This is a genomic window from Dyadobacter sediminis (assembly GCF_005860765.1).
Taxonomy (GTDB): domain Bacteria; phylum Bacteroidota; class Bacteroidia; order Cytophagales; family Spirosomataceae; genus Dyadobacter; species Dyadobacter sediminis.
This window is the reverse complement of sequence record NZ_VCEI01000021.1, coordinates 835,441-860,321: the sequence shown is the minus strand read 5'-3', so window position 1 is coordinate 860,321 and position 24,881 is coordinate 835,441. Positions and strand designations below refer to the sequence as shown.

Below are 24,881 nucleotides of genomic sequence, written 5' to 3'. Positions count from 1 at the left end.
TGAAACCTGCTGAAATAATTCTTCTTCACAATTTACTTTTCTCTGGATAACCAAGTTGCCAGTTGCATGAAAGTAAAGCATTGTACAAGTTGAAGTTTTAAATCTTCATACAAAAACGATTCTTACAATGCACTTACTTTCTGCTTAACCGACGATTGGTGCTATTTAGTAATCAACACTTTCCTGCTGTTCTTTACACCGTCTTTGTTCGTAATAACAAGGATGTAACTTCCTGCTGAAAGTTCACTTACATTGATCTGCTTTACGGATGTCGTGGACTGATAAACGGATTTTCCGTCAACGGATAAAAGTTGTACACTTTTAATCTCGTAAGCGCTTTCCGATTCAATAAAGAGTATATCAGCTGCCGGATTCGGGTATATGCTGACATCCTTTGCAAATTCCTCTGATTCAGACTTTACCTTTGCTTTAATCGTTTCTGACATGTTGTTAACAGCATTTTCCCGTACAGGTGAAGAACTGTTTCCTGTTACGCATTCGGTGACATACCGCCATGGTCCGTACATCTGTCCTGTCAGTGCAGTGGATGGATCGTATTTTACACGTGCCCGAACTCTGGTGGCGTAAATGCCTCGCTTGGCAATTACATTTTTAAGCTCAGTCCCTTTAAGGCCAAGACTTGCATAAGCATTTTGAATGCCCGTGTATTTTGTGCTGGTTGTAATTACCATTTCAAAGTTGCTGCTAAACTGTCCTCCATTCCACTGTGTTTCCCAAACCAGCTTGCCTTTACCACCACCCAGAAAAGATTTAGCATACAGTCCTGCTCCAAAATCGCTTTGGGCTTTTTGAGACTGATTGATAATCGTTGTTAGATTAGAATTGTACAAGCGCAGGTTATTTCGAAGGTTCTTATTGGATTTATTTCCAAGATAAATCAGGCAGATGCTTTTTTCTGTCTGATTATTGAAGTTAGCATATTTTGAATTAATAGCCAGATCGCTGTGCCCGTCTCCATTGATATCTCCGGCAGATGTTACAGATGAATTCATAGAAAGACTCCCGGCAACCGGTGCAGGATTGAAGTTATTAATGCTTTGTGACGGGCTATTGCTGTCTATGCCATTGCCAGTGATTGGAGAACCATAATATATAATTGATTTCCCCTCAGCATTCAAAGGTGCAACAGTATTCGGAAAGTTTACGATGACATCGCTGTATCCGTCTCCATTCATATCACCGGCACCAGAGACTGAAGTACCCATTTTTGCGCCGGGTTGATTGCTTTCCAAAATGGATGGAACAGAAATTAATTTGTGATTGAGCGCATCTCCGTAGTAAATCATTGCTGCACCCTCTTGTGCCTGTCCATTACTATACAAATTTGCACCAACAATCACATCACTCTTCCCGTCGCCATTCACATCTCCAGCTCCGGAAACACTGATACCCATATTGGCAGCTGCAATATCTTTCTCCAATTTCTGAACTGAATTTTTTGAAATACCTGGCGCTGCACCGTAATAAACAAAGGCAGCACCTTCCTTGTTTTGTCCGTTCGAGTACTCAGGGGCTCCTGTAATAATATCAGCATAGCCGTCACCATTGATATCACCAGCGCAGGATACCGAATAACCAAATTGCGCAAAATCTTTGTCGCTCTCCAGTGTAAGGGCAGCGACCGGGTTAATACCGGCTGCCGATCCATGATGAACAAAAACAGCTCCTTCGTCATATTGCCCATTGGTATAACTCACATCTCCTATCAAAACATCACCATAGCCATCTCCGTTGACATCGCCCGCACTGGACACAGACTTGCCAAACATCAATGATTCGCTCTGTTTATTTTTGATAATGGTGCTTACATTTTTATTGATTCCCTGTGCTGAACCATAATATACAAAGGCTGCGCCTTTATTTATATCAGAGTAGGAAACATCTGCAACAATGATATCGCCGTACCCGTCTCCATTCACATCACCAGCACGGGACACTGAAGAACCAAATGCTGCACTCATCGGTATATTCTCTATGGTTGTACTTGGATTCGTGCTGAGTCCCAAAATAGATCCATGATAGATGAATACGGCTCCCTTGGCATTATACCCCGGAACCCCAACAATGAAATCGCTAAATCCGTCTCCGTTGACATCACCAGCATTTGCAATACTCATATTTGGATAAGCAAACTCCAGCTTAGTCGCGTAATTGTTTTCGCTGATGACGCTATCAGGTTTTCCTAACCAAACAAATGCTGCACCGTCATTTGAATATACATTGTCATACAGAGGTGCACCAACAATCACATCGCTGTAACCGTCGCCGTTCACATCTCCGGCACTGGCAACTATATTACCAAACTGGGCAGAGGCTTGATTACTTTCCAGCATTGAAATAGGAGTGGCTGATAATCCTGCGGCAGAACCATGGTAAACAAAGGCAGCTCCTTCATTGTTCTGACCATTATCATATAAAAGCGCTCCTACAATCACATCACTGTAGCCGTCATCATTGACATCGCCAGCACTGTTTACCGAATTGCCAAACTGGGCTTCAGCCTGATTCTTCTCCAATATAAAAGCCGGTATAGCATCAATGCCCCGATCCGAGCCATAGTGTATGAATACAGCTCCTTCATTAGCTTGTCCTTTATCATACATATTGGCACCGATGATGATGTCACTATATCCGTCTCCGTTTATGTCTCCGGCAGTGGCAGCACTGTGGCCCAAGTATGCATAAGACTGGTTACCTTCCAGTACCTTTATAGCTCCGGAAGTGATGCCCAAAGCCGATCCATGGTATACAAAAACAGCGCCTTCGTCAGTCTGACCATTGTCATACTCGCGTGCGCTGACGAGGATATCGCTATATCCGTCTCCGTTCACATCGCCAGCACCATTGACTCGGTATCCGTATAGGGCAGCAGTCTGATTTTCTTCAAGCAACTTAGGGGTAGGATTTAAGCCGGTAGCGGATCCATGGTATATAAATGCGGCGCCTTCGTTAGCCTGTCCTTTGTCAAACATAGGAGCCCCGACAATAATATCACTATATCCATCGCCATTTACATCGCCTGCCATTCCGACACTGCTGCCCATATTGGCATCAAACTGGTTACACTCAAGTATATTTGCAGGCCAGGAAGCTATACCTTGTGCCGAGCCCAGGTATACAAATGCAGCTCCTTCATTGGTTTCTCCGTTATCGTACATACTTGCTCCGATAACAATATCACTGTAACCGTCCTTATTGATATCACCTGCAGATGAGGCATAAGACCCGAAACGAGCCTCTTTTTGATTCATTTCCAAATGAGGTGCAAATCCTGCAATGCCCAAGGAACTTCCATAATATACAAAGACAGCACCTTCATCAACCTGACCGTTATCAAATTTGGAAGCGCATGCCAGCACATCGCTGTACCCATCCCCGTTGATATCGCCTGCACTGGTTACCACACTGCCCAACCAATCCTCTGCTTGGCCCCCTTTCAGAATCGTACTAGCATTGGTCGGATTACCGTTTGCTATGATCGGGTCAATAGTAACGGGATAAGCAGCATCCTGTACGTCTACGCTTAGTCTTACAGTTCCATTTGCATAGGCCAGGGTTGCAGGCAAAGTTTCTCCATTGGCATCCCAGCAACGGATGTCTTTGTAAACCAGACTGGCCACGCGCTCGCCTTTGCGGTTATTTTTATAGAAAAGCAACTCATTGTTTTCAAGGTCATCAACCTTCAAGCCTTTTGCTGAAAGTCTTACCTGCAGCTCTTTGGTAGCTTTTGGGGTTGATTCAATAATAAAGTTCTGGCGTACGCCATCCGCATTGTTAACAAATTCTTCGGTAAAGCCTGCATGCTTGATCGCAAGGGTAGTATCCTGATTTTTCAGGGTTGCATTGGGTTGAGCCGACAGAATTTTTTTACCATCTGCATAAATACCTTCATTGACCAGTTGCAGTGAAAAGTTATGCCCTGCTGAATCAACACGATTTTGTACAGTCAATACGCCCGGCTTGTAATAGGCACGCAGTCCTTGTCGGCGGTTAGGACTTTGCATTGCTGACTTTTGCTCATCGAAGGAAATGTTGTACTCCCGTTTGACCAGCTGCTGCTGGATATCGGGCAAAGCAGTCGAACCGGCCGGTGCATTTTCCATTTTTTTTGTGGCAGTGACTGTGGTAATACTTTTGCTCTGGGGAACTTCCGGATTACAGAGTAAATAGCCTACTCCTACCAGCAAAGGCGAAAAGACAGCATAGATGCCTGTCCTGTAGTGTTTTTTCATGTGTTTGTTTTTATGATTGTTCAGCAGAAAATTCTGCCATGACAAATATGTAAAAACAGCTACTTTCCAAGCCTTGATAATAAGCAACAGGCAGGCACCAATGAGCAATGGGTAAAACCCGGTGTACAGCAGTATCAGTAAATAAGAACAGCAGATCTAATTACTGAATTTGAAACACCCAGTAACAACATCTGCTATTAAATAAGGATAAGAAGAATTCCTTTTTACATGGTTCACATTTTACCGCACAGCCAATAATCTGGTTCAACCATTGATCTCTCTAGCCCCTAAAAGCCAACAGCTAAAACCCGCCCGCTCCTCTTCCTTCACTGCCCGGAAAATTTCCGCGTGAGCCGTTAAAATCACGGCGGCGGTTTTCATTTTCATTGCGGACCGGCATTTTACCAAAATTACGGAGCGTATAAGTGAAAGTCAGCATGGTGTATTGTGTCAGAACGCGGTTTGTAACATCCTGAACATACGTTTCAGTTACTATGCGGTTTACGCTGTTGTTCTGTTTCAGAATATCAAAGACGGTCAGTTTCAGTTCACCGGCATTATTTTTCAGGAATTTCTTTCCAATGCTCGCATTCCATAATGTGAAATTCCGATTGTATCCTTCGCCCAAGCCGCGGTACGACTGATTATTAACATCACTCTGGAATACAAACCCTTTGCCGAAAATCCAGTTTACCCTTCCGGTTATGCCCTGCGTGTAGTAATTATTGTTCAGATTGGGTTGAATGCTGTTTCTGACGATGTTGTAATTGCCTGAATACGAAACGGTAAAATCAAGCTTTTCACTGATGTTGCTGCTGACGACAAGTCCTTGCGAAACAGCATACGTATTGGAATAATTGGCTATGTCATTGATTCGGCCCGGCGATCTTACATAATTAAAGCCCGAGGTCACATTGATGTTCAGTTTCAGCGGTGCCACCGGCTTGCCGTATGCCAGGAAAGTTCTTGCGTTCCAGCTTCCGTCCACATTGACCGGAGCAGTCAGCTTGGCACCTTGTTCCAGAACGATCCCGTTTGGCAGCGTAGTCGGTTGCTGCGCAATATAGGTGGAATTGACAATGGCATTGTTGGTCTGTGTTACAAAAACCATTGCATTGAAATTGTACGGACGATCCGCTCCCGCCAGTGAATACCGCATATTGAACATATTCCGGTATTCCTGCTTCAGATCGGGGTTTCCCGCCGTAAGCGAAAGCGGATTGCTGTTGTCAATAACGTTCTGAAGCTGTGAAATCGAAGGCTGATTGGTCGAACTCCGGAAAGAAGTCCGGAACTGCGTACCCGATCTGGAACGGTAACTCAGCATAAAACTGGGCAAAAAATTCGTAAAAGACTGATCAACTTCCGAGTTCCGCGGAGCCGTTTGCTGACTGTACAATCCGGTGTTCTGAAAATCAATTCCAAAGTTGGCAGTCCAGCTGTTTTTACGGTAACGGTAACCCAGTCCGGCGCGATTGGTTACATATTTGTTATCAAACGTGTTGGACAAAAGTGAATCAAGATCAGCATACACATTTTCATCCGGAATCATGTTGTACGTTTCCTTTCCTGAATTGCTGTTGCTGACGGTAAGACCGTAATTGAACTGTAGTTGTCCGGTTGTGCTGATTGGTTCGGTGTAAATAAAATTTCCGCCGAGCGTTATGCCTCCTGATGACGTAAAGCTTCTCTGATCAATGGTATCGCCGCGCATGGCCGTATCCGGAAACGACAAACTGCTGTAATACAGATTTTCTGAATAAAGATCGCGTGTTCCGTTCCGGTCATTCAGCTGTGTGTTCAGGTTCAGTGAAATGGTACGGCCCTTTTTGTCAAAAGCATGACGGAACAGCATGTCATTGGTAAAATTATAGGCGCTGTTTTTGTTTGTCTGTGTGTTATCGGAACTGTTCAGCCTGTTTCCGTCGGCCAAAGTTGTAAGTCCGGCTTTTGCACTTGCAGCAATGTTTTCCTGAAAACTCAGCTTTGGCGTGATGATCAGGGAATTTTTGGGATTTATGTTGTATTCAACTCTGAAATTCAGCCGGTGATTGGAGTTGACGCTGGAAGTACGGCTGTCTTCATTGTAAAACTGGTTTGCTGTATTTCCTGAAAGAAAATATTCCTGTTCTGTACTCTGCAGATTGGTATTGCCGGTTCTGTTAAAAAAGTAGCTTCCCGAAACGTCCACTTTCTTGCCGAACTTGCTGGCGTAATTCAGTCCGAAAGAATTTGTTCCCGTTATTCCGCTTTGGTTTCCGACCAGAAAGTTGTTGGAGGCTCCTCCAGAGCCACCTCTTCCGCCTCCGCTGCTGCCCGTTACGCCCAGCAAATCCTGACTGGAAAAGTTCTGCATGTTGATATTATTGCTGAGCCCAATCACCGAAATCCGTTGATTGCCTTTGAAAAAGCTTACATTTCCGCCGGCCTGATAACGGGCATCCAATCCGTACCCTGCAAATACTTTACCGAACTGGCCTGTTTTCCTGTCGGCTTTGGTAACAATATTAATCGTTTTCTGACCACTGCCGTCATCAAAGCCTGTAAACTGCGCCTGATCGCTCAGCTTGTCAAATACTTCAATTTTATCTACAATTTCTGCCGGCAATGATTTTAATGTAAGTGAAGCGTCGTCGCCGAAAAATGGTTTTCCGTCTACCAAAACCCTGTTTACCGTTTCGCCATGCGCTGTTACCGTTCCGTTTGCAACCGTAATGCCGGGCATTTTCTGGATCAGATCTTCGGAAGTCGCGTCAGGATTTGTTTTAAAAGCAGCGGCATTGAACTGCGTTGTATCGCCTTTTTGCTGGACAGCAGTCACTTGCCCGGTAACCTTGACTTCTTTCAGGTTTGCAGTTGCTTCGGCCAATGGGATTGTTCCCATATCCTGCACATCTTCTTTGACCGTCACCATTTTCGAGACGTCTTTGTAACTCAGATAAGTAATTTTCACCCAATAAGAAACCGATTTGCTCAGACCATTGAATGAAAATTTGCCGTTTATGTCGGTCGTAACGTATTCCGGACGTGCATCCGGCGTGTTGCGGCTGACGGCTACATATGCACCCACAACCGGCGAGTGGTTTACGCTGTCAACGACGATACCGGTTAACCGTGCACTTGATTCCTGCGCAAAAGCCGTCAGCGAAAGGCAAGTCAGGAACAGCAGGAAGTATGGAATTCTGGTCATGATTTCTACAAGGTTTATTGCAGTTTAGAGCAGGCATCCGTAACAAAGTTTAATCGCGCAATCCGGATCAACCCTGCAATAGACAGAAGCAACCTGTTTATAGACCAAAGCCTGCAATGAACCGATGAATCCTTTTAACCGGAATTCCTTCCAATCAGAAAAATCAGCCCAGCCATTCCTTAAGAAGCCCGTTGTAACTGGTCAGAAATTTTTCATAGGCATGCTGTAATTGCGGAAGCGCTTCAGACAATGTACTGGTGTCGTTGGATTTCAGGTGCCATTCCGCATCTCTGGCAATTTCAGCCACCTGTGAAACACCCACGGTTCCGGCACTTCCTTTAAGCGTATGCAGATTGCTTTTCACCGTTACGATATCGCCTTTTTCATAGGCTTCCACCGCTTCTTCCACAAGCTGATTGGACTCTGTAACAAAATCCTCAAAAACCGACCAGACCAGATCAGCTCCGCCGATTCCGTTCAGCTGATCAATGATTTCACGATCCAGTACCGGCAATACTTTTTCTTCTGTAATTTCCTTTTGTTTCAGTTCCAGCTTTTTGTTTTCCACATTGCTCATCAGATCTTTTACTTTCCGGATCAGCGTCTGGGCCCGGATCGGTTTGGCAATGTAATCGTCCATTCCCTGACTGATAAAGCGGTCTCTGTCTTCTTTCATGGAATAGGCAGTCATGGCAACAATGGGCGGCAATCCGGCGGGATAAAGTTTTTTCAGTTCCTGCGAAGTCTGTACGCCGTCCATATCCGGCATCTGGATATCCATAAAAATAATATCGTAACCCTTTTCCATACCGTTGGCTTTGACCATTTCAATGGCTTTGAACCCGCTTTCGGCCAGATCCACCTGACAGCCTGATTTTTTCAGGATTTCATTGGCCACTTTCCTGTTTACCGCATTGTCGTCCACAAGCAGGATTTTCGGATGATAATCGGAAAATACATTTTCTATCGGCTGATCTTCGTTCAACTGGCCTATGGTACCGACTTGCGCAATGGATGTTTCCTGTGTTTCGAAGGTAAACCAGAACGTACTTCCTTTTCCAAGTTCGGATTCCACGCCGATATCGCCGTGCATGAGTTCACACAATTGCTTGGAAATTACCAGTCCGAGACCGGTACCGCCGAACGATTTGCGCGAGGAATTGTCTAGCTGCGTGAATGAAGTAAACAGGATCTGTTTGTCCATCGCGCTGATACCGATTCCCGAATCCTGAACTTCCACTTTGATCTTGTAAAAATTCCCGTCTTTTTTCTCCAGTGTCAGAAAAACTTTCACGGCGCCATTTTCGGTAAATTTAAGCGCGTTGGAAGTCAGGTTTGAAAGAATCTGAAGCAACCGCGTCTGATCGGCAATAATGTATTTCGGAATTTCCGGTGCGATGTGATAGGTAAGCGTATTGCCCTTGCTTTTGGCCGTTTGTCCAAACAAAGAAACCAGTTTTAAAAGCAGTTCTTCTACGGCGATCGGAGCTTCGTGAAGTTCCATTTTGCCCGCTTCTATTTTGGATAAATCCAGAATATCGTTCAGAATGTTCAGCAGCGTTTCTGAAGAGCGTTTGATCGTTAGCACATAATCCTTCTGCTCTACATTAAGCGGCGTTTCGCCCAAAAGGTCGATCATACCGATTACGCCGTTCATCGGCGTACGGATTTCATGGCTCATATTGGCCAGAAAACCTTCCTTTACTTTAAGCGAACGTTCGGCATGTTCCTTGGCTTTCAGCAATTCCTGTTCATTGCGTTTCAGCTCGGTAATATCCCGCGCCAGCACGGCGACTTCCGTCGGTTTGCCCTTGTCATTTGTAAACATCAGCATATTGATCATAAACTGACGTTCCGTTCCGTCTTTACGGTACAGTGTGATTTCAAAATTGCGAAGGCTTTTCGTACGCCGCAGGCGGATCAGCGCGGAATGAATGCGTTTCTTATCAGAGAAAAATTCAGTAATCCGGTGACCGATTACTTCATCCGGCAAATAACCGAGCCTTTTCAGTACCGACTGGCTGATCATAGTGATTTCACCTTTGCGGTTAATGCGGCAATATATATCCTGAAGATTTTCAAAAATGCCCCGGAAAAGTTCTTCGCTGTGCCTTAACGACAATTCTGCTTCTTTCCGGCGTGTTATGTCGCGTGCAATTCCCGAAACCTCTTCGATCAAACCGTCTGCATAATGAATTGGATTGAGATAGAATTCAAGCCACATTTCGCCATCATCCTTGCGGTCAATCTTGAATTCAAAATACTGCGGCTCTCCTTTCAGCGCCTGGCGGTACTTTGTTTCCAGCGTTCTCCGGTTGCTGTTGCCGACCATACGCCAGCCAAATTTCTCGGAACTAGACTGCAGCGAAGGCTTCACGCCCAGCTGATTCTGGATCAGATCCGCATAATTCCGGTTAAACGAAGTCAGCTGCAAGGATTTGTTGACAGACCATATCAAATGCGAGCTGCTGTCAAAAATGGCGTTCAGACGGGCTACATACTTGCTGAGTTCTTCTTCGCTCTGCTTTCTGGCAATGGCCATCGCCACTTGCCCTGAAATAAATTCAAGCAGTTCCAGATCGCGCGTATCGAACATATTCGGATCGTCGTACGATTTTACGCCGATGATTCCCGTTACGCGTTCGCCGATCCGGAGCGGAACGCAGAGAAGCAGCTTCGGCGTGGCACCATACAAGTAAAGACTGTTCGTTCTGGCAAGGTTTTCAATGTCTTCTTCATAAAGAAAAAGCGGTTTGTTGGAAGCAATGGCATATTCCGTAAGTCCGTTCCCCAGCCGGCGTTTCCGGAAGCGCACGTGCCCGGTAAAATACTCGTCAACGTAATAGGGAAAATAAATAAAGCTTTTGGTCGAGTCGTAAAGGGCAATAAAAAAGTTTTTTACATCAATGATCTTTCCGAGTTCTTCATGAATGCTCTGGTAAAAATCGTCCAGATTCTGCGTGTTTACGGTCCAGTTGGCAATGCTGTAATACAGGCTCTGCGCTTTTTCCGCTCTGATTTTTTCTGTAAAATCATTTAATATGCAGCGGAACGCCGTTGCCTTTCCATTGTCAAAACGGCAGTTCACACTTCCTGAAACAAATACTTTTTTGCCTTCCTTGCTTAAAAATACGGTTTCAAAGTTCGGATTGGCTTTTCCCTGTTCAATCAGTTTCAGCTGCGCAAGCGCCTGTTCCTTATGCTGCGGATTGATGATATCTTCCATGCGCATGGAAGCAATTTCGTCCAGGCCATAACCCAGCACCTCGCGCCACGCTTTATTTACAAAAATGAATTTGCCGTCGATCGCGACAAGCTGGATCAGATCACTCGTATTGTCGACAAGATCCTGAAGCTGGGAATTGGATTTGGCAATGGAGGATTCCATTCGCCTGCGGCGCGTAATGTCATCCCCGACGAGCGTTATGCACTGGACTTCTTCATCTTCGCGGTGAATCAAAACCGAGTTTATGGAAAAAGTACGCAGCGTTCCGCTTTGTGCCAGAAAAGGAATTTCCCTTTGTTCCAGTTTCCGGATTCCCTGAATGCCTTCTTCCAGCATTTGCCTGATTTCATATTCGTCGTCTTTGGGTATCAGCTTGTCAAATATACTTTGCCCCACGAGATCCGATTCGAGCCAGCCGGTTTTTCGCAAGGCATGCGCACTGATGTTCTGAATGACAAAATCCGGCGAAAAGGTTACTCCGATCAGATTCAGATGCTGCAATGTGGCATGTATAGCCTGCCAGTCGGTATGGGACGAGATCATTTCCATGGTATCCGGGTATTCGTATTTTTAAAATTCCTTCGTGTTCTTTATTCGATAAATCTACGAATTAAGCCGTAATTTTGACTTGTGAAAATAAATTATAAAAATCGGAATGATTCGAAAGTCAGAGCCAAAAAGCATCTTGGCCAGCACTTTTTAAAAGATCTTGCTATTGCCCAGAAAATCGTTGACGGGCTTTCAGGACACGGCTGTTATAACAAGGTTCTGGAAATCGGGCCGGGTATGGGCGTGCTTACACAGTTTTTACTGGAAAAGAACGGTTTCAGTACTTTTGTGATCGAGATAGATACAGAATCTGTCGATTACCTCAACCAGCATTTCCCCGAACTTTCCCCGCGGATTATTTCCGGCGATTTCCTGAAATTCAATCCGGACGAGTTTTTTCCCGAACCGTTTGCCATCATCGGAAATTTCCCGTACAACATTTCTTCGCAGATTTTTTTCCGGGCTTTGCAGATCCGGGACCGGATTCCGGAGATTGTCTGCATGCTGCAGAAGGAAGTGGCGCAACGGATTGCCTCGCCGCCGGGAAACAAGGATTACGGGATTCTGAGTGTCCTTTTACAGGCTTTTTACGATATAGATTACCTTGTTTCAGTTCCGCCGGGCGCTTTCGACCCGCCCCCCAAAGTACAGTCCGGCGTGATCCGTTTACGAAGGAACGCTACGGTTTCACTGGACTGTGATGAAAAGTTGTTTTTCCGGGTTGTAAAAACGGCTTTTAACCAGCGCAGAAAAACGTTGAGGAACGCGTTAAAACCAGTGGGTGAATTTCCGGAACATCCGCTTCTGACGAAACGGGCCGAACAGTTAAGTGTCAACGACTTTGTGGAACTGACCAGACTTGCGGAAAGCCTTACTTCGCAGGCCTGAAATAAACAGATGCTTCATCAAGTCAGAGCCGTTTTGAAAAATGCCAAAAGCCAGTAACAATGACGTTTGAATTAACCAAAGAATACGTAGGCCATGTCGAGGAACTGATTGCTAGAGAAGATGCTGTATCCATCCGTTCCGAAATAGAAAGTCTTTTTACAGCGGATATTACAGGACTTTTGTACGAGCTTGAAACCGAAGATGCCAAATACCTCATCAGTCAGCTGGACATGGAAACAGGAGCCGAAATCCTTGCGGATATGGACCCGCACCGGCGCAAGGAATTCCTGAAGGCTTTTTCATCCGAGGAAATATCCCGTTTTGTCAATCTGTTTGATTCCGATGATGCCGTGGATTTGCTGAACGAGCAGCCGATCCGGGTGAGAGAAGAAGTGATTGCCTTGCTGGAAGACCGCGAACAGGCGCGTTTCATTCTGGATCTGCTTCATTACGACGAAGACGTTGCGGGCGGCCTGATGCAGAAGGAACTTGTAAAGGCAAATGTAAACTGGACTGTAAATGAATGCATTGAGGAACTGAGAAAGCAGGCCGAAGATGTCGGGAAAGTTTATGCCGTGTATGTCATCGACGATGCCGGCAAACTGCTCGGGTTGCTTTCCCTGAAAAAGATCGTGCTGGCGCACAAAAATACGCGGATCGAAAGCTTGTATGATAAAGATGTGATTTTTGTCGAGACGTACAGGCCGGCCGAAGAAGTGGCAGAGCTTATGCAGCGTTATGATCTGGATGCATTGCCGGTTGTGAACGTTCAGGGAAAACTGCTCGGACGTATTACGATTGATGACGTGATCGACGTCATTACGGATCAGGCTAGTTCCGATACGCTGGCCATGGCGGGTATAACGGGCGATGTGGAAGAAGACGATACGATCTGGCAGCAAACCAAAGCGCGCCTTCCCTGGCTGCTCGTCGGCATGACAGGCGGTATTCTGGCGGCCAAATTCATCAGTTTTTTTGAAGGTGACCTCAAAATCATTCCGGCCATGGCTGCCTTTATTCCGATTATCGGTTCCACGGGCGGCAACGTAGGAATCCAGACTTCATCGATTATTCTGCAAAGCCTGGCGGATAAAACCGGCCTGGATACGACGGTTGGTCAGCGGCTGATCAGAATGCTTGCCGTAGCCTTTATCAATGGATTAATAATCAGCTGCATCGTGTTTGGCTTCAATCTTCTGATCGGGAATGAAATGCAGCTTGCACTGGTTGTTTCCACGGCTTTGATGTCCGTTGTATTCCTGGCTTCTTTTATGGGAACGATTACGCCCATTCTGCTGGAAAAAATCGGGATCAATCCGGCGGTTGCTTCCGGGCCGTTTATCACAACGGCCAATGATCTGATCGGTTACGGCGTTTACTTCGGGCTTGCGCATTTGCTTTTAAATCTATAAGATCAATCAGCTCAGCATTCACTAAGGCTGATCGGAATGTTTACGGCCAGTCCGGCTTCGGAGGTTTCCTTGTAGCGGTTGTTCATGTCCAGCGCCGTTTGCCACATGGTTTTAACCACATTGTCAAGGGAAACTTTTGCATTGGAAGGATTGCTTTGCATGGCAAGCTGCGAAGCAGTTATCGCTTTGATCGCGCCCATTGTATTGCGTTCGATACACGGAATCTGCACCAATCCGCCGACGGGATCGCACGTCATGCCCAGATGATGTTCCATGGCTATTTCCGCTGCCATCAGGCATTGTTCCGCCGTTCCGCCCGAAACCTGCGTCAAACCGGCAGCAGCCATGGCAGAAGAAACACCGATTTCCGCCTGGCAGCCGCCCATAGCAGCCGAAATCGTCGCCCCTTTCTTGAATATGCTTCCTATTTCTCCGGCGGTCAGTAAAAACCGGAATACATCTTCTTCCGTACCGCCGCAAAAAGTAAGATAAAACTGGAGAACAGCCGGAATAACGCCTGCTGCGCCATTCGTAGGAGCGGTAACCACGCGGCTGAACGACGCGTTTTCTTCATTAACTGCCAGTGCAAAACAGCTTACCCAGTCCAGTGTGTAGTTAAAACCCTGGCCGCCTGCACGGATCAGATCAATCCAATCGTCACAGCCTGCACACTGTTTTCCATTTAAAAGTTTCTGGTTTAACTCGGCCGCACGTCGCTGCACATGAAGTCCGCCCGGCAGAATGCCTTTGGTCTGGCAACCGTGAAAAATACTTTCCTGCATGACATGCCAGATATTCAGCAAATCTTCGCGTACCCGTTTTTCATCTTTCCAGACTTTCTCATTTTCCAGTACAATTTCCCAGATCGGCTTTCCGGTTAATTGATGCCAGTTCAGCAGATCAGCTGCATTGTCGATTGGAAAAGGAAGTTTTACATGTGGCAGTAAAGCAGTATCGTCACTTTCTCCGCAAACGACAAAACCTCCGCCTGTTGAATAGTAGGTTTCTTCAATGCTGGTTTGGGACTTGGTGACTGCCTTGAAAATCAGGCCATTCGGATGAAAAGGCAACGATTCTGAATTATGAAAGACAATATCGGTTTCTGGTGAAAAAGGAATTTTCAAATCACCGTGAAGCTGAATGGTTTCCGATGCAGCAATTTCATCCAGAATCCGGTCGATGGATGCCGTTTCCATTGTCACCGGATCATACCCGCTCAAACCCAGCATTACCGCAATGTCCGTTCCGTGCCCTTTTCCGGTTTTCGCCAGCGAGCCGTAAAGGTGTACTTGTACGGAGTAAATCTCATCCGCTTTGTTTTTCAGCGATTTGAGAAAAAGCTGTGCTGCACGCCAGGGACCGAGTGTATGTGAACTGGAAGGACCAATTCCTATCTTAAAAATGTCAAAAACCGATATGCGCTCTTCTTTCATGGCAAGTTTCCGGACCGGATTAATTGTTTCCCTAAATTGTAACTTTTCCTGCATCTTTAATATTGTTCCGTAAAATACCTTCTGATAAATGAGCAGGCTGATCTTGCCGGTAAAAATGTTGATACGGATTAAAATTTCACGGCAGAAGCGCAACTTCCTGCGTTAAAAACCTTTCTAACGCTTACTTTTGACATCATACCAAATTCATAACCTGATTCAAATTACGTTTCTTTTTCATGATTGCAGTTATTCAGCGGGTAAGCAATGCATCGGTTACAATAGAAGGAAAAATTCACGGCGAGATCGGAACCGGTTTTCTGGTATTACTCGGCATTACGCATCTGGATAACCGGGAAGATATGGAATGGCTTGGAAAGAAAATTGCCGGTCTGCGCGTTTTCAGCGACGAGGAAGGCAAAATGAACCTTGACCTTAAATCTGTTGACGGCGATATTTTACTGATCAGTCAGTTTACCCTTCACGCAAGTACCAAAAAGGGAAACCGCCCGTCGTTCATCGAAGCAGCCCGGCATGACGTAGCCATTCCGCTCTATGAAAATATGATCACGTTTCTGGAAAATGAACTCGGAAAACCGATCCAGTGCGGAAAATTCGGCGCTGATATGAAAGTAGCACTGCTGAATGACGGCCCTGTAACCATTGTAATTGATTCCAGAAACCGGATCTGATTCTTAATTTTCATCTTTTTAATACAAATTTATGACGCTTGAAGATGCTCAGTCACAAGTGGATATCTGGATAAAAACATACGGTGTCCGTTATTTCTCTGAACTTACCAATATGACGATCCTGACAGAGGAGGTCGGTGAACTGGCGCGCATTATGGCCCGTACTTACGGTGATCAGTCTTTCAAGAAATCGGATCTCGGAAAGGATCTCGGCGATGAAATGGCGGATGTTCTCTGGGTCCTGATTTGTCTCGCCAATCAGACCGGGATTAATCTTACGGAAGCTTTTGAAAAGAATATGGCCAAGAAAACACAGCGTGACAGCACAAGGCATAAAGAAAATGACAAGCTGAACTAAGATTAAACTGCAAACAAAAAAGGGAGAATCAGACGAACTGACTCTCCCTTTTTCTATATCCTGAAACAGATTACATATCCAGCAATAATCGCATCGGATCTTCCAGAAGTTGTTTTACCCTTACCAGAAAGCTTACAGAATCTTTGCCGTCAATCGTCCGGTGATCGTAAGATAACGCCACATACATGATCGGTCGAATTACAATTTGTCCGTCTACAACAACAGCGCGCTCCACAATGTTATGCATGCCGAGAATGGCTGACTGCGGCGCATTAATGATCGGAGTTGAAAGCATCGAACCGAATGTTCCGCCATTCGTAATGGTGAACGTTCCGCCAGTCATTTCGTCCATTCCCAGTTTTCCGTCTCGTGCACGAACGGCAAGCCTCACAATTTCCTTTTCAATGGCTGCAAATGACAGTGTTTCTGCATTGCGGATAATTGGTACAACCAGTCCGCGTGGCGTTGAAACAGCTACTGAAATGTCGCTGTAATCATTATATACCAGTTCTTCTCCATCAATATAGGCATTGATAACCGGGAAGTCTTTCAATGCAATGGTTACTGCTTTGACAAAGAATGACATAAAGCCCAAACCGACTTCATGCTTTTCCTTGAACTTATCCTTGAACTTCGCACGTACGTCCATAACCGGCTTCATATCCACTTCGTTGAAAGTAGTCAGCATGGCCGTTTCATTTTTAACGGCAACAAGCCTGCGGGCAATGGTTTTGCGTAGTGACGACATTTTTTCTCTGCGCTGTCCGCGGGCACCGGCCTGTGTCTGCACAGGAGCAGCAGGAGCAGGTTTGGACGGAGCCGATGCAGACTGTGCAGCTGGTGCCTGTTCAGCAGGTTTGCTGCCCGCTTTCAAAGCATCGTCTTTCATGATTCTTCCGCCTGACCCTGAACCGTTTACATCTTTCGGATCAATTCCTTTTTCAGCAAGGATTTTTGCAGCAACCGGAGATGCATGTTTGTCGCTGGAATTCTTGTCAGCAGCAGCCGGTGCAGAAGCAGGAGCCGCCGTTTGCGGAGCAGAAGCTGCCGCCGGTGATCCGGATCCTTGCTCGATGGTGCAGATAACCGCACCGATCGGAAGCGTATCGCCTTCTTTGCCGACAATCCTTAGAGTTCCCGCAGCTTCTGCCGGAAGCTCAAACGTGGCTTTGTCAGATTCCAGCTCACAGATTATTTCGTCTACTTCCACGTGGTCGCCGTCTTTTTTGCTCCACGAAGCAATAGTGACTTCTGTAATGGATTCTCCTACCGTAGGAACTTTCATTTCGTAAGCTTTTTTTGAACCTGCAGGCGCTTCTGCGACTGGCGCAGGTGCTTGTTGCTGTGCTGCTGCAACGGAAGCAGGCTCGCCGGCTTTGTCCGCTACGTTTTCAGCACCCGCTTCACTTGGAGCCGAGGCTTTCTGCTGTGGAGCCTGCGTTTTGGTTTCTCCGTTGGACGATGAATTTATGGTTGCAATCAGGTCTCCGATATTCAATGTATCGCCTTCCTGTGCTTTGATATTCAAAACACCTTCGGCTTCTGCTGTAAGTTCAAACGTCGCCTTATCCGAATCAAGTCCGCAAATGACTTCATCCATTTTCACAAAATCGCCATCATTTTTGAACCAGTTTCCTATTGTAACCTCCGTAATCGACTCGCCAACGGGCGGTACTTTTATTTCAATTTCAGCCATTTTATGTGCAATCTTGTTATCGAATTAAGTGTCTAAACATTATAGGAATAATCATTCAAAAGCTCTGTTGATGATTTCGGCCTGCTCTTTCGCATGGATTTTGGAAAATCCGGTTGAAGGCGAAGCACTGGACTGACGGGCAATTACTTCCAGAGGTTTGGCTCCTTTATACATTCTCAGCATAAATGTCCAGCCGCCCATGTTGAAGGGCTCTTCCTGCACCCAGTATACCTTAGCATTTTCATATGGTCCGAGCAATGCATCGATCTGGTTCTGCGGAAAAGGATGCATTTGTTCCAGACGGATAATTGCAACATCATCCCGTTTGTCAGTCTGCTGTTTTTCAAACAGTTCGTAATAAAGCTTTCCGGTGCAAAGAAGCACTTTGGTAACTTTTGCCGGATCCGCGTAAGTATCGCCGATGGTTTCCTGAAAAGATCCGTTCACCAGATCATCAATCGGAGAAATACAAAGCGGATGCCTCAGCATGGATTTCGGCGACATCACGATCAGCGGCTTGCGGAAAGGAAATTTCAGCTGCCTGCGGAGCAGATGGAAAAAGTTCGCCGGTGTTGTAACATTGGCAACAATGATGTTGTAATTGGCCGATAGTTGAAGATATCGTTCCGGACGTGCATTCGAGTGCTCCGGCCCTTGTCCTTCATATCCGTGAGGAAGCAGCATAACCAATCCCGTCCAGCGGTCCCATTTGGTTTCACTGGAAGTCACAAACTGATCAATAATAACCTGTGTGCCATTCGCAAAATCCCCGAACTGTGCTTCCCAAATTACAAGTGCATTCGGGTTAGCCATGGAATAGCCAAATTCAAAACCCAGCACGCCATACTCTGAAAGCAGCGAGTTATAAATCATGAACGGACCCTGATTTTCCTGAATATGGTCCAGATTGCTGTATGCAGCGTTGGTTTCGACATCTCTCAGCACGGCATGACGGTGTGAAAACGTTCCGCGCTGCACATCCTGGCCGCTAAGCCTTACAATATTTCCTTCGGCCAGAATAGAACCGTAAGCAAGCAACTCGGCTGTTGCCCAGTTTACTTCTTTCTTGTCAAAAATCATCTGCTCGCGGTCTTTGAGCAGCTTGTCGATTTGTTTCAGCCTGTTGAAATTCTCAGGCGTCGAGATCAATGCTTTTCCAACTTTTTCAAGTACTTCCAGCGGAACACCCGTTTCAGGAGATTTTTCGAAATCTTCCGGTTTCGACTTGCGGAGCGTATGCCATTCCTGTTCCAGTTTCGGCATGGTATAAGGCAATGCTTTTTGCTTTACCATATCCAGCCTTTCCTGAAGAAGCTGTTTGAATTCCTTATCCATATTGGCAGCAAGCTGCGCATCTACGTCCCCGCGGTCTGCCAGTGTTTTCTGGTAAATTTCTCTCGGGTTCTGATGATTTTCAATGGATTTATATAAAACCGGCTGTGTAAATTTCGGTTCGTCTGCTTCGTTGTGACCGTGACGACGATAGCAAACCATATCAATGAAAATGTCTTTGTTGAATTTCTGACGGTATTCCACGGCAAGGCGCATACAGAAAACAACCGCTTCCGGATCGTCTCCGTTCACATGAAGTACAGGCGCATCCACAATTTTGGCAATATCCGTACAGTAAATACTCGATCTTGCATCAATAAAATCCGTTGTAAAACCAACCTGGTTATTGATCACAAAATGGATTGTTCCGCCGGTATAATACCCGTTCAGCGCGGACATCTGCGTTACTTCATAAACAATCCCCTGTCCTGCAACGGCTGCATCGCCATGAATCAGGATTGGCAGCACACGGTCATAATCGCTGTCGTACATGCCGTCGGCACGTGCGCGGATATAACCTTCCACAACCGGATTCACGGCTTCAAGGTGCGACGGGTTAGGCGCCAGTTTCAGATGTACTTTTTCACCGTTCTTGGTTGTGATCTGGCTTGCAAAACCCATGTGGTATTTTACGTCGCCATCGCCCCAGACCTGATCCGGCAAATTTCCTTCGAACTCGTTAAAAATCTGTCCGTAGGTTTTCTGCATGATATTGGCAAGCACATTCAGACGTCCGCGGTGCGCCATACCGATCATTACTTCCACAACGCCCATTTCTGCTGCCTTGTTGATCATGGCATCCAGCGCAGGAATGGTGGTTTCTCCGCCTTCAAGCGAAAAGCGTTTCTGACCTAAATATTTTGTATGAAGAAAGTTTTCAAAAACAACAGCCTCGTTCAGCTTGGAAAGAATATGTTTTTTCTCATCAATCGAGAATGTCATATTGAGTGCTTCTTTCTCTATTTTTTTACGCAGCCAGCTTTTTTGTTCCCGGTCGCGGATATACAGATACTCAAAACCTATATTTCTGGTATAAATTGTTTTCAGCGAATCTACAATCTCGCGAAGCGTTGCAGGACGGCCAAAAACTTCAACTCCGGCTTCAAAGACAGAATCAAGGTCCTCGTTTCCAAGGTTGAAATCGGCAATGTCCAGCTGTGGCTGGCGATCTTTGCGTTTCTGGATCGGGTTGGTTGTTGCAAGCAAATGGCCTCTCGAGCGGTAACCCCGAATAAGGTGCACCACTTCCATTTCCTTGCGGATGCGGGATGGGTCAACTTTGCCTGCAGCAGCCGTTTCCTTGCCGTTTGCAGCACCATTTGTATGACCATTACCGTTAACGGGATATTTTTGTGAAAAGTCGAAACCTTCAAAAAACTTTTGCCAGCCTTCATCTACTGAAGCGGCATCATGCTTATAGGAATTGTACAATTCCTCTATGTAAGCGGCGTCGGAATTTGCTATATATGTGTATTTATCCATCACAAAAGTGAGTATTTCATTTACCGGACAAAGGTACGAGAGTTATGTAAACATTACGAATAAATTATCCTTTTAACTTGTAAGCTGTAATCATTATAACGCACGCATTTAGATCAGTATTTCTGGAATCCGATTGGATTTGGTATAAACTTCAGCATCAGCTCGTGGATCCCTTTCGGACCGGAATAGGTTGCATAAATCTGCTCCGCCTGCCGGGTACTGTAAAAGTATCCGAGCCTGATATTTCTTCCAGCCTGAACTTCCGCAGATACCTGCAGGTAATTCACCTTGGCCGAAAAAGAATTGTATCCGCCGCCTGCGCGGTAAGATGCCCCGATTCCTACTTTTTCGTCAAACCAGAAGCGCGAGCCGATATCAACTCTCAGCTTATGGTCTTTTTCCTGTACAACCAGTGCATGCGGAAGCATCATTACATCGTCGGCAAGTTCATAGCTTCCGCCGGCCATGATGTACAAAGGACGACGGTAAAAGCTGTTAATTGCCTGAGAACCGAATTTCTGTGACAGTATTTCAGGTTTGGAAACGCCGAAGTACAGGTTTTCAGAACGCAGCCAGGCTCCAAGCCCGAAAGTACCGAGCGCTCTGTTCGTACCATTGAAAGTCAGATCCGAAACGGGAAGTACATTGATTCCGCCCTGCGCCCCGATGCCCAGTTTCCATAGATCACTAACAGGAATATGATAAGCAACGGACGCTGAAATGCCGGTTGTTGTAAAATAACTTGTCTGATCGTTTAAAGCCTGAAACCCGATCCCGACTTTTCCGCCGGCTACAGTTCCGTCTGCGGCAAATGTCTGGCTGGAAGGCGAATTCTGGATCGTAAACCATTTTCTTCTGAACATGGCCGTCATATTGAAGTTCTCCCTTACACCCGTAAAACCCGGATTGATGGACATCGGATTCTGTACATATTGTTCGTAAAGTACTTCTCGCTGCGCAAAAGCTTGTTTGAAACTGAGCATGGATAATAACGTTAGACCTATGCAGATGCGGGTTAACGAAACAGGTGTGTTCATGGAATATCGTTTAAGTTTCACCTTTTATTACACTAAAAATGGCAGGGGACGAATATCCCTTGCCATTATAATAGCTGTAAATACCGGATTTATACTGTTTGTTTTTATCAAAAATCGTAACCCAGTGTTACGTAAGGAATTGGCTTGTTGGTGTAGCCGTTGTCCACGCCCCATGCATAATCAAACTTGGCATAGAAGCCGAATAACGTTGTTCTTGCACCGACACCGTAACCCATCAGATACGGATTTTTGAAATTTGTAACGGTTGCACGGAACGGATCTCCCTCACCACCAATAATCTGCGTATTCAAGCTGTTGTTTTCACTGAACGGCCCTTTGCCCGTCCACGCTGTTCCGATATCACCAAAACCAACGATCTGGAAATTGCGGAGGAAGCTGGAAGTAATGGCGCCCCGGTACAAATATTTGACCAAAGGAATGCGCAACTCGGCATTCAGCAACATGTAACTTGTTCCGGAAAGACGGTTCAGATTGAAGCCGCGCAGGTTGGTTGCAAAATCCGCAAAGAAGATATCCCGGTTATCCTGCTGAAAATTAAGCGGGTTTTCTCCGGTACGTGTTTCTTTTTTGTTTCCAAGCCAGTTTTCCATGCCGCCCAGTATGTTTTGTTTCGGAGCCTTGCCTCCTGAATGGCTTGCAGCAGCACGAACTGCAAAAATCAGGTCCCTGTGAATTTTCTGGTAGTGACGGAAATCAATGCTTACGCGGTTAAAGCTTTCATTGCCGTTTGTTAAACCCAGATACGAATCATAACGTATTTTGAAACGCGTTCCCTCGATCATGTTCATGCCGTTTACACGTGAATTGTCAAATACATATTCACTGCGCACACCTCCGTAACTGGAAGCCATATCCGGAGTGGAAAGCATACTGATATCCATATCGATCATGCGTGTGGAAGTAAACATCGGCGACACGGAAAAGCGGCTAGTCGTCGAGAACGGATAGGAAGCTGTGAACATCAGCTGGTTGAAACGATATTTCTGCGGCGTACCTTCACTATCAATGTAAAGACTTTTTCTGTCAACCCGGACACCGAAGTCGATGCGGTAAGTATTGTTGGAATATTCGGCAAACAAGTCGCTGTTCCGGAAGTTGGAAGAGATAAAAAGGCCGGCTTTGATGATATGATTTTCCAGCAGGTCATTCATGGAAATGGATTGTGCATAACCGAATCCGCGAATCGGATCAATCCGCCAGTCGGAACTCGCGTCATTGGTTACAAACAGACCTTTATAAGGATACGGCCCTTTGATGGCAATATTTTCGCGCGTTGCTTTGGTACGCGTAAGTGCGCCCGGCGTGTTCTGGAACGTGCCTCTGCGCTGACGCGATTCAAATGCTTTCAGGACATCTTCATCAAACTCATAATTTTCCGTATCAACCTCTCCGTCCTTCAAAGCCATTTTCGGAGTTTCTGTCTGCGCAGCAACTTTGGCTGCCGAATCTGTTTTTACGGCTGCCGGTGCATTTTTGTCGGCAATCGCAGTGGCTGCTCCATTGCTCAGGACCGGCGTATTAACCGTTGCATTCAGGTCAAAACCGTTTTTGAAAGCAGCCGTATAATAGCCGTCATTCAGATAAGTATAAGCCAGCCCGCCGCCGGATTGCAGCGTAAAGTCCGCATTTCTGATGCTTTGAATATAATTTGTCAGCTGAACACTGCTGTTCGAAGCGCGGCTGTACTTGAAAAGATTGTTTACGCCTTTTGCATTGGAAAGGTAAACAACGTCATTTTCATTCGCATAAACGGGCAGAACTTTGGTCTTGCCGTCCGTTTGCAGCAATTTCAGCAGATCATTCGACTTCGGTGTTCCGTCGTGTTCAAATAGCGAGAACGAACCGGAGATGGATTTGAAACTTCCCTTATCTCCAGTTCCCAGCGAATCGAGCGGACGATTGGAGGAGAAAACAACCCTTCGGGAAGAACCCTGAACAAATCGAGGCGAAAGATCGTCGTAAAGGTCGTTGGTCAGCGGCAGCAGGGAAGCGCGGGCCACGCTGATCAGAAACAGATCATTCTGACCGCCTTTATCCGCACTGACAGCCAGCATCGTACCGTCACTGGATATGTCCATATCCACGATCTGATCCAGGCCTCGGATGTTGCGCCGCAGCTTGACCTTTACCTTTTTGGTGCCGATATTTTCATACATGTAAAAATTCTTGCGGTCATTTTCATTGGCCAGAATGGAAAGCGTATTGTTTCTGGACCAGCCAAGAAGCGGCGGCTGCGTTTTCATTCTTCCGCCGATAATATCGAGTTTTCCCTGACGAATAATTTTCTTGGAACCGCTTTCACTATTGAACAAGTACACTTTGTACCGGCCATTCTTGATTTCACTGACGGCTGTAAACTTTTTATCCGGCGATACTTTGATAACGGCATTGGCGTCCGACGTACTGAATTCATTCAGTTTATACTTCCAGGACGGGTTCGGATCAGCATAAAACTGCTCGGCATTTTTGTTCTGGTTCAGGTAATACGCACGCCAGTCACGCAAAAAGCGATTGTACGATTGGATTCCCAATGTGCTTGTAATACTGGTTTGCTCTGTCCGGATAATCCGCGTAAGGTTCAGGATATCGGAAATTTTGTCTTTCCCGTATCGTTCTGCAATGTAGTTCCAGATGGAATGTCCGATCAGCGTTGCGTCATTTCCCGTCATCAGCGTTGGTTTTCTGACATTGCGGTTTTTGAAGAAATCACGCATGTAGTCGTTCAGTTCCGGCGACCAGCCTTCGGCGATGTAGGCGGCGGTGCCTGCCATAAACCATTCGGGCAGCGTAAGCAACAGTGAACTTTGCAGTGCTTCTTTCATATTACCGCCATAAAGCATGTCATAAACGAAAAGAAGGCTGATATCCTTAATCAGTTTCTTGCGAAAACCAACCTGATCGCCCGTATAGGCAACTTCCACGCGTGACTGGGAAAGATCGAGCTTTTGCTCGTTCAGATTATCCAGTGTGGACAATCCCATATTGCTCTGTTCCAGCTCGGCAGGAGAATTGTAAAGAAATATTTTCACCCGGCTGTAAGGTGTCCAGCCAAGCACATCGGTAATCCTGTCAAATTCACTTTCGGCATATTGCGCCGTCAGTTTTGCCAGTGCAGTTCCACCCTGATAATGATAAATCTCAAAATTGGTTGTTCTGAAAATTTTCCAGTTAAAGGTTTTATATTGAACCCTGTTTTTTCCAAAGGTTTCCTGAGACGGATAACGTTGTGCGATTGATCGGGTTATGAATCCGGAAACTGCTAAAAAACCGACTGTTAAGGCTAATTTGTATATGTGTTTTATGCTCATAGTGCTA

General features: G+C 45.9%; 12 protein-coding genes. 4 read left to right on the top strand and 8 right to left on the bottom strand.

The window, feature by feature from the left end:
* Nucleotides 1-161: 161 nt before the first annotated feature.
* From FEM55_RS10850 to FEM55_RS10840, 3 genes are all read right to left on the bottom strand, one after another.
* Complete coding sequence (locus tag FEM55_RS10850; RefSeq protein WP_138281341.1) at nt 162-4,253, bottom strand: FG-GAP-like repeat-containing protein; 4,092 nt, start codon at nt 4,251-4,253, stop codon at nt 162-164.
* A gap of 301 nt (nt 4,254-4,554) precedes the next feature.
* On the bottom strand, nt 4,555-7,443 hold the full coding sequence (locus FEM55_RS10845) for an outer membrane beta-barrel protein (RefSeq protein ID WP_138281340.1): 2,889 nt from the start codon (nt 7,441-7,443) through the stop codon (nt 4,555-4,557).
* A 163-nt stretch (nt 7,444-7,606) separates the two neighbouring features.
* Complete coding sequence (locus FEM55_RS10840; RefSeq protein WP_138281339.1) at nt 7,607-11,218, bottom strand: PAS domain S-box protein; 3,612 nt, start codon at nt 11,216-11,218, stop codon at nt 7,607-7,609.
* A gap of 87 nt (nt 11,219-11,305) precedes the next feature.
* Between FEM55_RS10840 and rsmA the strand changes: the two genes are divergently transcribed.
* Nucleotides 11,306-12,106 carry a 16S rRNA (adenine(1518)-N(6)/adenine(1519)-N(6))-dimethyltransferase RsmA gene (gene rsmA / locus FEM55_RS10835; RefSeq protein WP_138281675.1) on the top strand — a complete coding sequence of 267 codons (801 nt, stop codon included), beginning with the start codon at nt 11,306-11,308 and terminating at the stop codon, nt 12,104-12,106.
* A gap of 59 nt (nt 12,107-12,165) precedes the next feature.
* Nucleotides 12,166-13,518 carry a magnesium transporter gene (gene mgtE / locus FEM55_RS10830; RefSeq protein WP_138281338.1) on the top strand — a complete coding sequence of 451 codons (1,353 nt, stop codon included), beginning with the start codon at nt 12,166-12,168 and terminating at the stop codon, nt 13,516-13,518.
* 11 nt (nt 13,519-13,529) lie between these two features.
* Here the strand turns inward: mgtE and FEM55_RS10825 are convergent, their stop codons facing one another.
* Nucleotides 13,530-14,951 (bottom strand): L-serine ammonia-lyase, encoded by a 1,422-nt coding sequence (locus FEM55_RS10825; RefSeq protein ID WP_138281337.1) that lies wholly within the window; start codon nt 14,949-14,951, stop codon nt 13,530-13,532.
* A 236-nt stretch (nt 14,952-15,187) separates the two neighbouring features.
* Between FEM55_RS10825 and dtd the strand changes: the two genes are divergently transcribed.
* Nucleotides 15,188-15,640 (top strand): D-aminoacyl-tRNA deacylase, encoded by a 453-nt coding sequence (dtd, locus tag FEM55_RS10820; RefSeq protein ID WP_138281336.1) that lies wholly within the window; start codon nt 15,188-15,190, stop codon nt 15,638-15,640.
* A 31-nt stretch (nt 15,641-15,671) separates the two neighbouring features.
* Nucleotides 15,672-15,998 (top strand): nucleotide pyrophosphohydrolase, encoded by a 327-nt coding sequence (locus FEM55_RS10815; protein ID WP_138281335.1) that lies wholly within the window; start codon nt 15,672-15,674, stop codon nt 15,996-15,998.
* Between the two features lie 70 nt (nt 15,999-16,068).
* Here the strand turns inward: FEM55_RS10815 and odhB are convergent, their stop codons facing one another.
* The 4 genes from odhB to FEM55_RS10795 all read right to left on the bottom strand — a co-directional run bounded on the left by odhB (nt 16,069) and on the right by FEM55_RS10795 (nt 24,874).
* Nucleotides 16,069-17,694: a 2-oxoglutarate dehydrogenase complex dihydrolipoyllysine-residue succinyltransferase gene (gene odhB / locus FEM55_RS10810; RefSeq protein WP_138281334.1), complete on the bottom strand. Its 1,626-nt coding sequence runs from the start codon at nt 17,692-17,694 to the stop codon at nt 16,069-16,071.
* Nucleotides 17,695-17,745: 51 nt separating this feature from the next.
* Entirely contained in the window at nt 17,746-20,508 is a 2,763-nt protein-coding gene (locus FEM55_RS10805; protein WP_138281333.1) for a 2-oxoglutarate dehydrogenase E1 component, read from the bottom strand.
* Between the two features lie 113 nt (nt 20,509-20,621).
* Nucleotides 20,622-21,545: a PorP/SprF family type IX secretion system membrane protein gene (locus tag FEM55_RS10800; RefSeq protein ID WP_138281332.1), complete on the bottom strand. Its 924-nt coding sequence runs from the start codon at nt 21,543-21,545 to the stop codon at nt 20,622-20,624.
* Nucleotides 21,546-21,652: 107 nt separating this feature from the next.
* On the bottom strand, nt 21,653-24,874 hold the full coding sequence (locus FEM55_RS10795) for a hypothetical protein (RefSeq protein WP_138281331.1): 3,222 nt from the start codon (nt 24,872-24,874) through the stop codon (nt 21,653-21,655).
* Nucleotides 24,875-24,881: the final 7 nt, after the last annotated feature.